The sequence below is a fragment of the Levilactobacillus yiduensis genome, from assembly GCF_024718525.1.
Lineage (GTDB): Bacteria > Bacillota > Bacilli > Lactobacillales > Lactobacillaceae > Levilactobacillus > Levilactobacillus yiduensis.
The window spans coordinates 65,675-81,220 of the sequence record NZ_JAMXAZ010000001.1 but is presented as its reverse complement, the minus strand read 5'-3'; the positions used below and the strand labels follow the sequence as shown (position 1 = coordinate 81,220).

Sequence of the window (15,546 nt, the reverse complement as noted above, 5' to 3'; positions counted from 1 at the left end):
AGGGTGGGGTGCTTGGATGCTAGAACTGGTCTACAAGAAAGCGCTTCACAAAATCGTTGACAATGTCGTGTCAAACGACTATGATAATTACAGTAAAGTTTTACTAAAAATTTATTAAGGAGTTAATCGCCATGGATTTCGCCAGCTTAGCAACTGAATACCAAGAAAAATTTGATGTCGCACCACAACGGGTGTTCTTCTCCCCCGGCCGGATCAACCTGATCGGTGAATACACCGACTTCAACGGTGGTCACGTCTTCCCAGCTGCCATCAGCATGGGAACTTACGCCGCTTACTCAGCGCGTGATGACAAGCAATTCCGTGTTTACTCGGCTAACGTGCCGGACGCCGGGATGTTGACGTTCTCATTGGACAATTTGGAATTTGACAAGGCTGACAACTGGGCCAACTACCTCAAGGGGATGTTGTTCGAGCTGGCTAAGCAGAACTTAACCATCGACCATGGCTTTGACCTCTTCGTTCATGGGAACCTGCCAGATGCATCCGGCTTATCCTCATCCGCTTCGATGGAAATGTTGATGGGCGAAATTCTTCACGCCGCTTACGGGATGAAGTTGGATGAAGTTGAAATGGTTAAGGTTGGCCAACAAGTTGAAAATGATTACTTCGGTTTGAACACCGGGATCATGGACCAATTTGCGATTGGCATGGGTAAGAAGGATCAAGCCATCTTGCTCGACACTAACACCATGGATTACGAATACGCACCCCTAGAATTGGGCGACAACGTGGTCGTCATCATGAACACCAAGAAGCGCCGGGAATTGACCGACTCCAAGTACAACGAACGTCGGGCCCAATGTGAAGAAGCCTTACGTCGTCTGCAAACGAAGTTGGACATCAAGACCTTGGGTGACTTGAACGAAGACCAATTCGATCAAAACGCTTACTTGATCAACGACGAAACCTTGATCAAGCGGGCCCGTCACGCCGTCTTCGAAAACCAACGGACGTTGAAGGCCTTCAAGGCATTACAAGACAACGACCTGGAAACCTTTGGCCACTTGGTTAACGCTTCTCACATTTCCCTGAACTATGACTTTGCCGTTACGGGTAAGGAACTGGATACGTTAGTTGAAACCGCTTGGAAGCAACCTGGTGTCTTAGGTGCCCGGATGACTGGTGCCGGCTTCGGTGGCTGTGCGATTGCCATCGTCAAGAAGGAAAACGTCGAGGACTTTGAAGCAAAGGTCGGTAAGGTCTACGAAGATACCATCGGCCACAAGGCTGAATTCTACGTTGCAGAAATTGCGGACGGCCCTAAGGAATTAACGAAGTAAAAGAGTGGTACGAAGGGCGGTTAGCCGGCGAGCATTAACGTCACTAAGTCAGAAATTCTGGTTTTGGATTTCGGGCTTAGTGGGGTTAAACGGAACCGGCCGCCCGGTAGTGGCACGTTTCAGCCAGCCAATTGGCCGGTCGAAACACCTTAACACAAATAAGCAATAAGTTTAGACTTACATTGCGGGTCGTGCGTAAGCGATTCGTGATGTTACATAATTGAGGAGGAATTGATCAATGACAGTTTTAGTCTTAGGTGGTGCCGGTTATATCGGTTCTCACGCCGTAGATCGTTTGGTACAAAAGGGTTACGATGTTGCCGTTGTCGACAACTTGGTCACAGGACACCGGGCCGCAGTGAACAAGAAGGCCCGTTTCTACGAAGGCGACGTCCGGGATCAAAAATTCTTGAACGACGTCTTTGATAAAGAAGATATCGAAGGGGTTATTCACTTCGCTGCCTTCTCCGTGGTCCCAGAATCCATGGAAAAGCCATTGAAGTACTTCGACAACAATACGGCCGGCATGGTTTCTCTGCTGGAAGTCATGAACAAGCACAACGTTAAGCGCATCGTCTTCTCATCGACGGCCGCGACTTACGGTGAACCCAAGCAGATTCCCATCAAGGAAACGGATCCTCAGATTCCAACCAACCCTTATGGTGAAAGCAAGTTAATGATGGAAAAGATCATGCACTGGTCCGACCAAGCTTACGGCATCAAGTTTGTGGCGTTACGCTACTTCAACGTTGCCGGTGCGAAGGAAGACGGGAGCATTGGTGAAGACCACCATCCTGAAACCCACCTGGTCCCAATTATCTTGCAAGTCGCTGCTGGCGAACGCAAGGAATTGTCGATCTTCGGTGATGATTACCCAACCAAAGACGGAACCAACGTTCGTGACTACGTGCACGTCGTTGACTTAGCCGATGCTCACATTTTAGCCTTGGAATACCTGAAGGCCGGTCACGACAGTGATGCCTTCAATCTTGGTTCTTCAACTGGGTTCTCCAACAAGGAAATGCTGGAAGCCGCTCGTAAGGTCACGGGCAAGGAAATCCCTGCCAAGATGGCCCCACGGCGTGCTGGTGATCCAAGCACGTTGATTGCCGCTAGTGACAAGGCCCGTGAAGTCTTGAACTGGCAACCACAATTCAACAACGTGGAAGACATTATTCGCACGGCCTGGAACTGGAAGCAAACGCATCCACAAGGCTACAACGATCGGGAGACGAAGTAAAAATGGCTAAAGACACAATTCAAACTTTCATTGATCACGTCGTTGCCTCCCCAGCACCATACACGGAGCTGGACCGGCAGTACGTCACCAACCGCATCTTTGCCTTGATTGGCGATGGTGTGGCCCGCGCGGCGGCTTCCGGTGAACCCATTGATCTAGTCAACGCCATGATCGACACGGCGATTGCCAATGGCAAGATTGAAGACGCCCCAAGTCCCAAGGAAATCTTGGAAGCCGACTTGATGAACTTCATGACGCCACTGCCATCCGCCGTGAACCGGGGCTTCTGGGACCGGTATCAATCAAGTCCCAGCAAGGCGACCGACTGGTTCTACCAGTTGAGTCAGGCCAATAATTACATTAAGACGCGCAATATTGCCAAAAACGTGGTCTTTCCTGCCCAGACACCTGCTGGCGAACTTGAAATCACCATCAACCTGTCCAAGCCAGAAAAGGACCCCAAGGCGATTGCCGCTGCCTTGAAGAGCAAGAGTACCAGCTATCCGTTGGACCAATTATGCATGACCAACGAAGGGTACGAAGGGCGCTTGGGTTATCCTGCCCGCAGTAATCACCGGATCATCCGGATGACGCTGGGTGGCGAGACCTGGGGCTTCCAATACTCGCCGTACGCTTACTTCTCCGAACACGCCATCTTCTTGGCCAAGGAACACCGGCCAATGATCATCAACCAGCATACGTTTACCAACCTATTGGAAATCGTGCGGACCCTGCCAACGTACTTCGTCGGTAGTAACGCTGATCTGCCAATCGTGGGTGGGTCTATGCTGACCCATGACCACTACCAAGGCGGCAAGCACAACTTCCCAATGATGAAGGCACCTATCGACCGCAAGATTGATTTGGGTGTGGCTGGCGTCACTGCTGGGGTCGTCGCTTGGCCAATGACCGATATTCGGCTGACCGGGAGTCAACCGGAGCCACTGATCAATGCCGCTACCAAGGTGTTAAACAGCTGGATCGGCTATTCCGATGAATCCGTTGATGTGCGGGCCTACACGGGTGATACGCGTCACCACACGATTACGCCAATCGCTTACCGTGATGGTGATGACTACGTCTTGGATCTAGTCTTGAGAGACAACCAGACGTCCAAGCAGTATCCTGACGGCATTTTCCATCCGCATCAGGATGTCCAACACATCAAGAAGGAAAACATTGGATTGATCGAAGTCATGGGCCGTGCCATTTTGCCAGCCCGACTGAAGGCTGAAATGGCCGAGGTCACCAAGTACTTGCTGGACCAACCGAACCAAATTGCGGACATGCACAAGGCTTGGGCCGATGAGATCAAGCAAAACCACCAGTTGACGCCAGAGAACGTCACTGAGGTCTTGCACCAAGAAATTGGTAACGTCTTCGCTCGGGTACTGGCTGATGCCGGTGTCTTCAAGCGTGACGCAACTGGTCAAGCCGCTTTGGACAAGTTCATTGCCCAAATTTAACGTGAATTAAATTGATTCTTGTCCATGGGGTTGTCGTGGCTGGGTGTGGCAGTAGCCGTGCCGAGCGGCATCAACCCCATGTGACGTCTTATGGTAAAATGAAATGAAGAAATGAAGGGGGTGATGGCAATCGCAGCCACGCTAAAGGATATTGCCAAGTCCGTGGGCGTTTCACTGGCCACCGTGTCGCGGGTCTTGAACTACGACCGGACGCTATCAGTGAGTGAGTCGACCCGTAAACAGATTTTTGAAGTTGCAGAAGAACTGAACTATACCAAGATGAAACACCGCACGGCCACACCAAGTAAGCAGTTGAAGATTGCCATCGTCCAGTGGTATTCGAAAACCAAAGAGCTGGATGATTTGTACTACATGTCGATTCGGTTGGGACTGGAAAAGCGTTGTGAGGAACGGCGTATTCTGGCGACCCGGACGTTCCAAAATGACTTAGCGGCCATTGATCCGGATGTCGATGCGATTGTCGCCATTGGGAAATTCAGTGATCAACAGGTCAGCGCGCTAGCCCAATTGACGCCGAACCTGGTCTTTGTGGACCAAGATCAGCTGTGCCACGGCTATGACAGCGTGGTCACGGACTTCCGGTTCGCCGTGGAACAAGTGATTGATTTCTACGCCAAACAAGGACATGACCAGATTGGCTTGTTGTACGGTTCCGAATGGACCACGGACGGTAAGTTAGAAGTCGTGGACCCACGTTACAAGGCCTTCAAACGGGAGATGACGGCGCGCAACGCTTTCAATTCTGACTTGGTCTTTGCCGGTGATTACACCAATCACTCGGGCTACCAGGAGATGCAGACGGCGATTGCCCGGCTAGGGGACCAGTTGCCAAGTGCCTTCTTCGTGACCAATGATCCAATGGCCGCGGGTGCACTCAAGGCGCTCCACGAAAATAACGTTGATGTGCCACAACGCGTGAGTCTCTTTAGCTTCAATGATACGACGATAGCGAAATACGTCTTCCCCGAGTTGAGCAGTGTTCACGTGAACACGGAATTACTCGGCGCAACGGCGGTGGACTTGGTCGAAAACCGCTTGCAGACTGGTCGGACAACGCCGCAGTTGGTTACTGTGGGGACTGAGCTGATGTTGCGCGAGAGTACACGGGAGTCATAACTATGAGATGAGTGGGTTACAGCGTCATATTGAAGGCTGGCCGCCTACCGTTTGGGAACGCTGGGGTGGACAGGTCGAGAAGCAGTCTTGACAGTTAGTGAACTTCACTCTTAGTTATGTAGTTATTGACGAGTTAAATTTGAATTGACAGGGAGTCTGGACTACAGGTCCGGGCTTTTTGTATTTTAGGGTAAAGCTACTTTCTCATACCCAGCTAATAAAGTCAACGGTATTAATTATATAAGCATGCTAATAAATAGAAAGTTGGTAAGCACCTAATAACTGATTGTCTATGATTACCTCATCAAATAAATTGGTTCGGTAATTTTGGAAATACTAATATTAGCAATACGCGATAATATTAGTATCTTGCTATGAATGAGGCATCCATAAATAATTGACAAAATTGATTTATAGTTATAATATTAATGCTGTAAAAAGGGGGATGGATTATATGTTTTGTAAAAAATATGTTTTTCCATATTTAGTTTCAGGGGCATGTGTATTGGCAATTTCTAGTACCTTAGTATGTGCAGGCGGACAAGTAGTAGCAAGTGCAGATACCGTTAATACCAATGAAGTTACATCAACGATTGTTGACGATAGTTCTGGTGGTGTAGTGGCACCTATTGATTCCAATGTTGAACAGGTTGATATGACTAACGCTGAATTGTTGCAAAGACTACAAGTATTAGATCCAATTGGCTATAGTAAGATGCCACAGTCTTATATTCAAGGTTTATTGCGACAAGATATGATGCGTCAGGGAACGACTAAATATGTTAAAGAGAAACATGGTCATTACCGCATCTACATCAACAGTGCAATTGTTAAGGGTATTAAATATGGCTATATCGGGGTAGCGGCCTATTTAGTTGCAATTTCACCGTTGTCAGCTGGAACATCTGCGGCAGTAGGTGCTGTGATTGGAAGTGCACTTGGAAGTATCCCATCTAATAAAGGCGCATGGTTTGAATTCAGCAAATCAAAGTTAGTGAAGTATGGTCAACAATGACAGTTAACAAGAAAAAGCTTATCTTGTCGATTTTAACTTGGACATTTTTGTCAGCTATATTTCTGCTCTTCAATTTAAACGCGTTATTCATTGGAGTATCTGTTGGATGGATTGTATATCTGGTGAAGATTCTCAAGTAAGCGTGTTGGTGGTTGTAAATCTTTTTGATTATTGTGAAATGAAAAAGAGACTGTCTCCAAGCGGATTGCTGATTTTTAGCAATACTGTATCCGCTAAAGACTGCTGCCAAATCAGCTGCTAACTGAGGCTAAAACGACTGTTATTAGCCAATATTTGGCGGGTAGGCGGCCAGTTCTCACTAAGAAACTGAAAACGACTAATCTTAACACCATGAGTTGAATATTGAATAGACAAGGAGTCTGGACAACTGGTCCAGGCTTTTTCGTATTTTGGGGGTAAAGCTACTTTCTCATATCCAACTAAGAAAGTCAATGGTGTTAATTATATAAATAAAATTATATTCTCCAGCTAGCTACTGCCCACAGACGCTCTCAGCGGCTGCGTCAGCCATTTTCCTACCATTACTAGTCAGCATCCTCGCCGGGGACTGTCCGGCGACTCACAGCTTGTCAGGCCCCGTGACGCGCCAGTGAATGGGCCACCCACTACCATATTTAGGCGTCGACAGGAGGTTGCCCCTAGATATGGTAGGTGGACGTCAATATTTGGGGCAGTTAGGTTGCTGACTGACCAGACGAAAATTTTTTTATTTTGTTCGCAGCTGATTCACCAACTTGATTGGCCAGGACTGTGGGTAGTTTACTACCGCCGAGTGTCGGTCGTTTGTCTGGGCCAGACGGGGCGTTCTTGTAGGGAGCAGCGTCATTGTCCAATTACAATTAATTGGGCGGACAAAAAAAGTTGCATTTTAAGCCAAATTTGTTAGTAGCGGCTCGTTTGAAAATGTCTAGGGACAATTTACTTTTTCCATATATTGTATTTGATTGGCGAATGCGATACCATATGTGGTACAAGCTTAAAGAACGGGAGAGATTGATATGATGAACGTAGAAACCGCTGCGCCAGTACGTCTGACGCCTGAATTTATCGCCAAAATTGAAAATGAGGTAACACCACATTGGGGTGAACTCGGTTGGGTGACCTACAAGCGGACCTACGCGCGCTGGCTCCCGGATCAACAACGTAATGAAGAATGGCCAGAGACCGTTCAACGGGTCGTTGAGGGGAATATCAACTTAGACCCCCGCTTGCAGGCCAAGGACGTTGACCCCCAAGTGATTGCTGATCTGACGCAGGAAGCCCAAAAGCTGTTCCGGCTGATCTATGGTCTGGCCGCAACGCCTTCTGGTCGGAACCTGTGGATCTCTGGGACCGACTACCAACACCGTAATGGCGATGCCTTGAACAACTGCTGGTTCATCGCCGTGCGACCACAACCCTACGGCGACAGCCACATCATCCCAAGTTACCTCAAGCCGCAACAGGTCGCTGCTTCGATGCCATTTTCCTTCATGTTCGACCAATTGATGAAGGGCGGCGGCGTTGGGTTCTCCGTAACGCCAGATAATGTACAACAAATGCCAAAAGTCGATAATGCCGTGGATCTGACGGTGGTCATTGATTCTGAAAGCGAGTCTTACGATGCGTCTGTTAAATTAGGCGCCGTGGACCGGTCCGAATGGATGCACGGCCACTCCTTAGCCGATGCGCGTTACTACCGCTTGCCGGATACCCGTGAAGGCTGGGTCTTGGCCAACGCCAACATGATCGATGCCCACTTTGACAGCACCAATCCCGATGGCAAGACCAAGGTCGTCTTAGACATCAGTGATATTCGGCCCAAGGATGCACCGATTCATGGGTTTGGCGGTACGGCTTCCGGCCCAATGCCATTAGTTGAAATGCTCTTTGATATCAACACCATCCTGAACGGTGCCGTGGGCCGCAAGTTGACGGCCGTTGACTGCACGGACATGGGCAACATGATCGGCAAGACCGTCGTGGCCGGTAACGTGCGGCGCTCCGCTGAACTGGCGCTCGGTGGTGCCGAAGACGATGACTTTATTACCATGAAACAAGACAAGGACAAGCTCTACCATCACCGGTGGGCATCTAATAACAGTGTGGCCGTGGACAGTGCCTTCACTGATTACCAACCAATTGCGGATTCCATCCAACACAACGGTGAACCAGGTATTGTCAACCTGGGTCTGTCTCGCAACTACGGCCGCTTGATCGATGGCCGTCAAGAAGGCATTGATGAGGCCGTGGAAGGGACCAACCCGTGTGGTGAAATTTCCTTAAGCAACGGGGAACCTTGCAACCTGTTTGAAATCTTCCCGAGCGTGGCCGAAGAACAGGGCTGGCAGCTCGAAGACGCCTTTGGTTTGGGCGCCCGGTACACCAAGCGCGTCACGTTTAGTCATTACGACTGGGAAGTTTCACGCGACGCTATTCAAAAGAACCGGCGGATTGGGGTCTCCATGTCCGGGATTCAAGACTGGATCTTAAAGACCTTCAAGCAACGCGTGGTCACGGGCTTTGAAGCCAAGCATGACGCGGAAACGGGCAAGACGTTCATGGCACCAATTTACAACCAGGCGGCTGTGAAGCGGGTCAGTGCCCTCTACGATGCCGTTGTGCAAGCCGACAAGGACTACTCACACACGTTGGGTTGCCAACCATCGATCAAGCACACGACCGTGAAGCCATCCGGGACTGTGGCCAAGTTAGCCGGGGTCTCCGAGGGGATGCACTTCCACTACGCCCGTTACCTGATTCAACGGATTCGTTTCCAGGACAGCGACCCCTTACTGCCTGCCCTGGAAGCCAGTGGCTACAAGGTCGAACCCGACGTTTACAGCCAAAACACGATGTGCGTGGAATTCCCAGTGAAGGCCGCTCACGCCGACAACGCTGCTTTTGCGTCCGCTGGGGAAGTGTCGATTGCTGAACAATTTGCCACCCAGGCCTTCCTGCAGACGTACTGGTCTGACAACGCGGTCAGCTGCACCGTCACCTTCCAACCAGAAGAGGGCGACCAGATCAGCGACCTGTTGCTCCAATACCGCAACACCATCAAGTCCACGTCCCTGTTGCCATACAGCGGCGCCGACTTCAAGCAAGCACCGAAGGAACCTATCACCGCTGACACTTACGCGGCTAAGTGCGCAGAAATCACGGCCGATGTTGCCGAAACGTTTGCGGCCATGACCGGGAACCACGACCAAAAGGATATCGAACTGGTCGACCAATCCGACTGTGCCGGTGGGGCTTGCCCAATTCGGTAAAAATTAATTTGATTTTTTGGGAAGCATTGATTGTATCTGATCAATGCTTCTTGTATTATCAGAATTGTAAGCGAAAACATTTAATGAAGGTGGCCCAGGAAAATGAAAATTTATACACGAGTTGGCGATCAAGGTATGACCAAGCAGGTCAGCGGTAAGATGGTCTCGAAGACCGATGCCCAAATCGTGACGCTCGGTGACATTGACGAATTTCAGTCGTACTTAGGGGTGGTCGTGGCCAGTCTGAGTGCGCACCCAGACCTGGTCGATGAGCTGAGTGAGGTTCAACGAAAGCTCTACATGTTGGAAGCAGATATTAGTGTCAAGCGCCACCAAGAGATAACCTTGGATGACACGACCCATTTGGAAGAACGGGTGGACTATTTCATGGCCAACACACCAGAATTGACTGAATTCATCCTACCAGGCGGCTCCACGGCAGGGTCTCAACTGCAGTACGCCCGGACAGTCGCCCGGCGTGCGGAACGATCGGCGGTTGCCTTGAATCTGGAACAACCACTGGAGCCGGCCATCTTAAATTACCTGAACCGGTTATCCGATTATCTGTTTGCCATGGCACGGTACGTCAACCATTTGGATGGCTATCAAGAAGTGCCAAGCAACAAGGAAAAGGCGGAGCAAAAGGCCGCCCGAGCAGCTCGGCGTGCGGCGAAGGCGGCGGAAAAGGCTAAGGATTGAGGTTGAAAGCCCAGCGAAGTTCGCCTGACTCTCAGGTTGTTCTATCCAGTAATCTAGAAAAAACGCCATCTAACTTGATGGACATAGTTGTCGCTGACGGCTGGCTAATTCCAATGAATCGGCGCTAAGCAGTGGCACTGGATCAGGTCAAACTAGACTATAGTTCACCCACTACCAGAAATTTTCAGTAGGTGGGAGAAAACGAGTTGTACTGATAACCACTAGCGTAGCCGGGAGTCCGCCAAATATGAGCTCAGCCGTGGGAGTTTTCTAAGCGGGTTCATGTCGCTTAGAAAACTGGCGTCTTTGAGACGTGGTCTTTCGGCTCAAAGGCGAGGTGTCGAGACCGTACTTTGGCTCGACCCGTCCGCCCACAGCGTTCCGGCTCATATTTGGCGGACGGGAGGCGGCCAGCACGCGCCTAAGTCGTCAGCCACTAAAAACATTTAAACCAAAAAGGGTAGCCGCGAGAATTTCTCGTAGCTACCCTTTAATTTTAGACAAAGTTGAATTTACCAGATCTTGACCCGCTTGTCAGGTGCCAAGTACATGTTGTCCGTTGGCTTAACATCAAAGGTCGTGTAGAAGTCGTCGAGGTTCTTGACCTGCACGTTGGCCCGTAACTTGGCCGGAGCGTGAACGTCGATCGACAGTAGCAGTTGCATGTATTCCGTCGTGGCCTTCATCCGCCAAACGTTGGCCCAGTTGATGAAGAAAGCCTTCAGATCGATTTCGCTGGCTGACTTGGCGGCCTCTAGAGCACAGCTCAAGCCACCGGCGTCGGCGATGTTTTCGGAAACGGTCAGCTTGCCGTTGACCTTCTGCCCGGCGAAGTCGATGCCATCGAACTCGTCGATCATGGCCTTGGCCAGGTCTTTGAAATGGGCCAGGTCAGAGTCGGTCCACCAGTTATTGATGTTCCCGAACTCATCGAACTGTGACCCGTTGTTGTCAAAGGCGTGGGAGATTTCGTGGGCGATAACGGCCCCGATGCCCCCGTAGTTAGCACTGCTGGATTGCTCCAAACTGTAAAATGGCTTTTGCAGGATGGCAGCGGGGAAGACGATTTCGTTGTTGTCAGGAGAATAGTAGGCGTTGACCGTGTTGGCGCTCATATCCCAGCGCTTCCGGTCGACCGGTTGCCCCCAGTGGCCGAAGTGATGCTTGATAGCAATCTCAGAAATTTGCTGGAGGTTTTCAAATAATGAGGCGTGCTCGTCGATCTTAAATTGTTGGTAGAGCGGGTCGATTTCATCTGGGTAGCCCACCTTAATGGTCAGCTTCTGTAGCTTGACGATGGCCTTTTCCCGGGTAGCGGCGCTCAACCAATCGTTGGTTTTTAATCGCCGCTGGTAAACGGCCGTCATCTTCAGGACCATGTCACGGACATCAGCCTTGGCCTTTTCACCAAAGTACTTACGGCCGTAGTAGTCGCCAACGACTTGGCCAAAGGTGCCTGTTGCCAGGTAGTAAGCGGCCTTCTTTTGCGAACGGGCTTCCTTTTGGCCAGACAGTGCCCGGCGGTAGGTGCCACCGACTTGACGGAATTCTTCGGTCAGGGCACCGGTCCCGTCAAAGACCGTGTCAACTAACATCCAGCTCTTTAAGTTTTCAAAGTTGTCAGGCGTCAGTAAGCCGTCTAACGCGTCGAAGTAGGTTGGTTGTGGCAAGATAACTTGAGCTGGTGTATCGTTGATCAAGCCCTTGATGGCGCCGGTCAGGTCCAGTTGACTTGTCTTGGCATCGACGTCGGCCAGTGGGAATGGGTTGTACATCTTCACGTAGTCGGCGGATTCCTCGGCAGACTTCACGTGAGGGGCGATTTGGGCATCGAAGGCCTTGGCTTGGGCCACGATGGTCTTGGCGCGGTCTTCACTGTAGCCGCAGAGTTGTAAGAGCTTTTCGGCGGTTGACGTGAAGATTGGCAAGAGCTGCTTGGCCGCCGGATTGTCCTTGGCGTAGTAGGTCTTGTCAGGCAGAATCAGACTCGGTGCGTCCAAATACAGGGCGTAGTGGTCGGTGTCCTTCATATCGGGTTCCACACCAATCGTGACGGGCGTTGGCAGCCCAGTTAGGTACCATTCGGTGAGGTGCGCACTCAAGTCAGCCAGGTCGGTCAAGTTTTCAATCTTGTCCAGGTAAGGCTTCAAGGGTGCCACGCCGTCAGCTTCACGTTTGTCAAAGTTCAGGGCTAACGTGTAGAGCTTCTTGAACTCAGCCATTTCATCATTGGCCGGCGTGAGTTTGCCAGCTAACAGGTCGTCGAAGTCGTGCATTAGGGTGTGTTCGATGTTGTCGACCAGATCCATGAAGCCCCCAGTCGAGGAGTGGTCCCCCGGGATGGTGGCTTGTTCAGCCCACTTGCCGTTGACGGCCTCGTAGAGATCATCAGTCAGCCGGTCGGTGTCCACCGGAAAGCCGCTCGCCATGGTCGGCAGGGTTTGGTTGGACGAATAATTGTCAAGTCGCATACAGAATCCTCCTTAAAAACTATTTGTTAACAACAGGTTAACCCTTTCAAGGGCAAAAGAAAACTGTTTTATCACGTAATTTTAATAAAGGGTGAATATCAGCGTGGTTGTCAGGTTAGTTGGCGGGGTTGGGATGGACTGCGGGAGGTTAAACCAATATCCAAGGTCGTTTAACCCAGGGTAACACAAAGGGGGCCGGGTATTGTCCCGCCCCCGATAGTGATTACGTTGCAGCCAAGCAAGTTAATCTTTCCCCGCGGTCTTCTTCTTGGCCCGCAGTACTGGACGACGGAACTTCGGCCGTGTCCGGTCCCAAATCGCAACGTTGCGTTGATACTGCGTAAAGAATTCATTGATGTCAGCGCCACTTAAATTGGAAGGAATTTCTTCCCAAGTCGTGGCACTTTGCAGAAAGGCTTGCCGGATTTCGTGTTCCACGTTGGCCCCCTTGGTGGTCAACCGCAGATACTTAACTCGGCGGTCGTCCATCTTTGCTTCCTGTTCCACGAATCCGTCGAGCAACAGCGCCCGCAGTTTACGGGCAGCAGCGGAACGGGTCGTCCGCGTTGAATCAGCCAGTTCACTTAACGTAATGTTGCGTTGCTCGTGAATCTGTTTCAGCAACAAATATTGTTCGAAGCTAACCGAATATTGGCTGGTAATTTGTTCGGCCGCATTAATCAGCACACGAAAGATTTCGCGGTACTGGCGAAGAAACGTCTCAAATACCCTTTCTTCGTTTTGCATAAAAAACTCCCCCTAGAAAAACGAATGTAGCCGGATTAGTAAAGTTGGGCAGGTCAATGACGGCTCATCTTCACTACCTCAGCATACCGTTATTATGCGGCCTGACGAGTGGAGATAAAAACAATTGCGCTTGGAGACAGTGGATAAGATAAGTCAGTTTGTATTCAGATGCAAAAAGGTAAGTGATTGTTTCGCACTAAAACGGGGATGGTGGTCAGGTGTTTCGGCGCGCAAAAAAACGAGACTGGCCAACGCCGAGTCCCGTTTAGAAGTAGACTATTATTTGGTGATGTAGATGTACAGATGGTCGGTTGAGAAGCCAGTGTTGAACCGGATACCATTGGAGCGAATCGTCTTGGTAGTCGTCGAGGAACTGTTCTTCTTGGCATCCTTCAGGACCTTTTCAAACTTGTTGATAACGACCTTAGGTTTGGCCTTCAACGTGGTCCCTAACAGGGCAAAGGTCGTCCCGAAGGCTTTTTGACCAGCCTTGGTCTTCATTTGCTTGGTGGGCACGATTAGGGACAAGCCCATCAGCTTGCCGTGTTGCACGTTGCCCCGAACGGTGACGTCCTTGGTAGCGACCAGGTTCTTTAGGCCCGCTTTGGTCGTGGTGGGAAACAGCTCATCTTTGGCTTGTTTCTTGGCCGTGGCCATTTGTGCTTGTAGCTTTTTGGCGGTAGCCTGTTGTTGCTGAGCCGCGACAGCCGCAGCGGCTGGGTCCGTCTTCGCCAGTGCCGTCAATTTTTTCTTAGTAGCGGCTTGGGTCTTTTGGGCTTGTTGTAGCTGCTGTTGGACCTTAGTTGGCAAATGACTGGCAATCACCATCTGGTTATACTTAGCCGCAAATGTCTTGTAGGTTGCCAGTGCGTTGACCTTCTTGACCGTGACCGTCTTGGTGGCGTTGCCCGCGGTTAGCTTGACCGTTTGGTTTTTCGTGGACGCCGGTACCTGGAAGAAGTACGTGCCCCCGTCGGCTTTGACCTGGTGCTTGGCACCACCGTTGATTTGGTAAGTGATCGTCTTAGCTTTGGCGCTTCCTTTAATCACCGCGGTCATCGCCGTTGGGTGGTAGCTGGTCTTGTTCGTCGTCAGAGCGTTGTTCGAGCAGCCGGCAAGGGTCAAGGCAAGCAGACCCAGGGCGCCCAACAGAATTTTTTTCATATTGATATCCATCCCTCAGTGATTAATTTACTTGCACTATCTTACCACAATCCGGGGTATTTTGTAGGGACAAACCCTAAGCCACTAATTTGTTACGGGGGACTATGAGAATTGGCTAACATTTCGTGGACGAGCCTAAAAATCTCGTGATAAATTAAGCAAAAGGCTTCCCGGCACTGGTCAGAATTGGTATGATGAAGTTGTGGAAAACGATACCACATGGATGGTTTACTATAGGAAGGACGGGATATTATGTATGAACGGATCTTAGTACCAATGGATGGTAGTAAAAACGCGCACGCAGCACTGCTTGAGGCCACGAAATTAGCCAAGGAGCTGGGGTCTAAATTGTTCATCGTTTCCGTCGCCAGTGATCAGACCTATGCCCACTACGGCGCGGAATTCGGTAGCGAAATCGTGACGCATTTCAAAGATGCCGCTAGCAAATTCTTGGAGAGTGCGGTCAAAGAGGTCAAGGCACAAGGCGTTCCCGTGGAAACCAGATTCCAAGTGGGCTTACCAAAACCAACGATTGCCAAGACGTTGCCAACTGACTTGCACACGTCCTTGACGGTAATCGGCCGTTCCGGGGTTCATGGCTTGGGTCGCGCCATCATGGGGTCAACTACCAGTTACGTGGTTCACAACTCCGAAACCAGCGTCTTGGTCGTGGACTAACAGCAGTTAACAGGTGTGTCTTAATTAAATAGCTATTATCCGGGACTGCAGGAACACGAGGCAGTCCCTTTTTTGGTACACTGAATTTAGACCAAAATAGAGAGAGTGGGACAAAGGGCGATTAGCTGGCGAGCATTAAGGCTGATAAGCGAATAATCCCGGGTTTGGATTGTTTGCTTATCAGTTTTAAGCGGAACCAGCTGCCTTTTGTCCCAGGTTTCAACACCAGATATTCGGAGACACAAAGGGCCTGAGACTTTTGTCCTAGGCCCAAAATAAAACGCACCGACAGTGTCAGTGCGTTTTACGGTATTGGCGTTCAGCTTACTTCTTGTTCTTTAACCAACGTTGTAAGT

The 15,546-nt window shown here is 50.3% G+C and carries 11 protein-coding genes; 8 read left to right on the top strand and 3 right to left on the bottom strand.

All coding sequences use genetic code 11. The annotated features are described in order from the left end of the window. The first annotated feature begins 131 nt into the window (after nt 1–131). From NGM66_RS00395 to NGM66_RS00365, 7 genes are all read left to right on the top strand, one after another. Nucleotides 132–1,301, top strand: coding sequence for a galactokinase (locus tag NGM66_RS00395; protein ID WP_208908847.1), 1,170 nt, complete (start codon nt 132–134; stop codon nt 1,299–1,301). Between the two features lie 238 nt (nt 1,302–1,539). Then, nucleotides 1,540–2,541, top strand: coding sequence for a UDP-glucose 4-epimerase GalE (galE, locus tag NGM66_RS00390; protein ID WP_258115304.1), 1,002 nt, complete (start codon nt 1,540–1,542; stop codon nt 2,539–2,541). A gap of 2 nt (nt 2,542–2,543) precedes the next feature. Further along, nucleotides 2,544–4,007 carry a UDP-glucose--hexose-1-phosphate uridylyltransferase gene (locus NGM66_RS00385; protein WP_208908851.1) on the top strand — a complete coding sequence of 488 codons (1,464 nt, stop codon included), beginning with the start codon at nt 2,544–2,546 and terminating at the stop codon, nt 4,005–4,007. Nucleotides 4,008–4,130: 123 nt separating this feature from the next. Further along, nucleotides 4,131–5,144 (top strand): LacI family DNA-binding transcriptional regulator, encoded by a 1,014-nt coding sequence (locus NGM66_RS00380; RefSeq protein ID WP_209280001.1) that lies wholly within the window; start codon nt 4,131–4,133, stop codon nt 5,142–5,144. 397 nt (nt 5,145–5,541) lie between these two features. After that, nucleotides 5,542–6,159, top strand: a complete 618-nt coding sequence (locus tag NGM66_RS00375) for a hypothetical protein (protein WP_208908853.1) — start codon at nt 5,542–5,544, stop codon at nt 6,157–6,159. Nucleotides 6,160–7,181: 1,022 nt separating this feature from the next. Then, the gene (nrdJ, locus tag NGM66_RS00370; RefSeq protein ID WP_258115336.1) at nt 7,182–9,431 is read left to right on the top strand and encodes a ribonucleoside-triphosphate reductase, adenosylcobalamin-dependent; all 2,250 of its coding nucleotides are present in this window, start codon (nt 7,182–7,184) and stop codon (nt 9,429–9,431) included. A 102-nt stretch (nt 9,432–9,533) separates the two neighbouring features. After that, entirely contained in the window at nt 9,534–10,130 is a 597-nt protein-coding gene (locus NGM66_RS00365) for a cob(I)yrinic acid a,c-diamide adenosyltransferase (protein WP_208908855.1), read from the top strand. A gap of 512 nt (nt 10,131–10,642) precedes the next feature. Here the strand turns inward: NGM66_RS00365 and NGM66_RS00360 are convergent. The 3 genes from NGM66_RS00360 to NGM66_RS00350 form a co-directional block, all read right to left on the bottom strand. Beyond that, entirely contained in the window at nt 10,643–12,559 is a 1,917-nt protein-coding gene (locus NGM66_RS00360) for a M13 family metallopeptidase (RefSeq protein ID WP_209280013.1), read from the bottom strand. Nucleotides 12,560–12,844: 285 nt separating this feature from the next. After that, a complete protein-coding gene (locus NGM66_RS00355; RefSeq protein WP_208908860.1) occupies nt 12,845–13,348 on the bottom strand; it encodes a MarR family transcriptional regulator in 504 nt (167 codons plus the stop codon). Nucleotides 13,349–13,627: 279 nt separating this feature from the next. Beyond that, on the bottom strand, nt 13,628–14,512 hold the full coding sequence (locus tag NGM66_RS00350) for a hypothetical protein (protein WP_208908862.1): 885 nt from the start codon (nt 14,510–14,512) through the stop codon (nt 13,628–13,630). A gap of 252 nt (nt 14,513–14,764) precedes the next feature. Between NGM66_RS00350 and NGM66_RS00345 the strand changes: the two genes are divergently transcribed. Continuing rightward, entirely contained in the window at nt 14,765–15,190 is a 426-nt protein-coding gene (locus NGM66_RS00345) for a universal stress protein (protein ID WP_208908864.1), read from the top strand. Nucleotides 15,191–15,546: the final 356 nt, after the last annotated feature.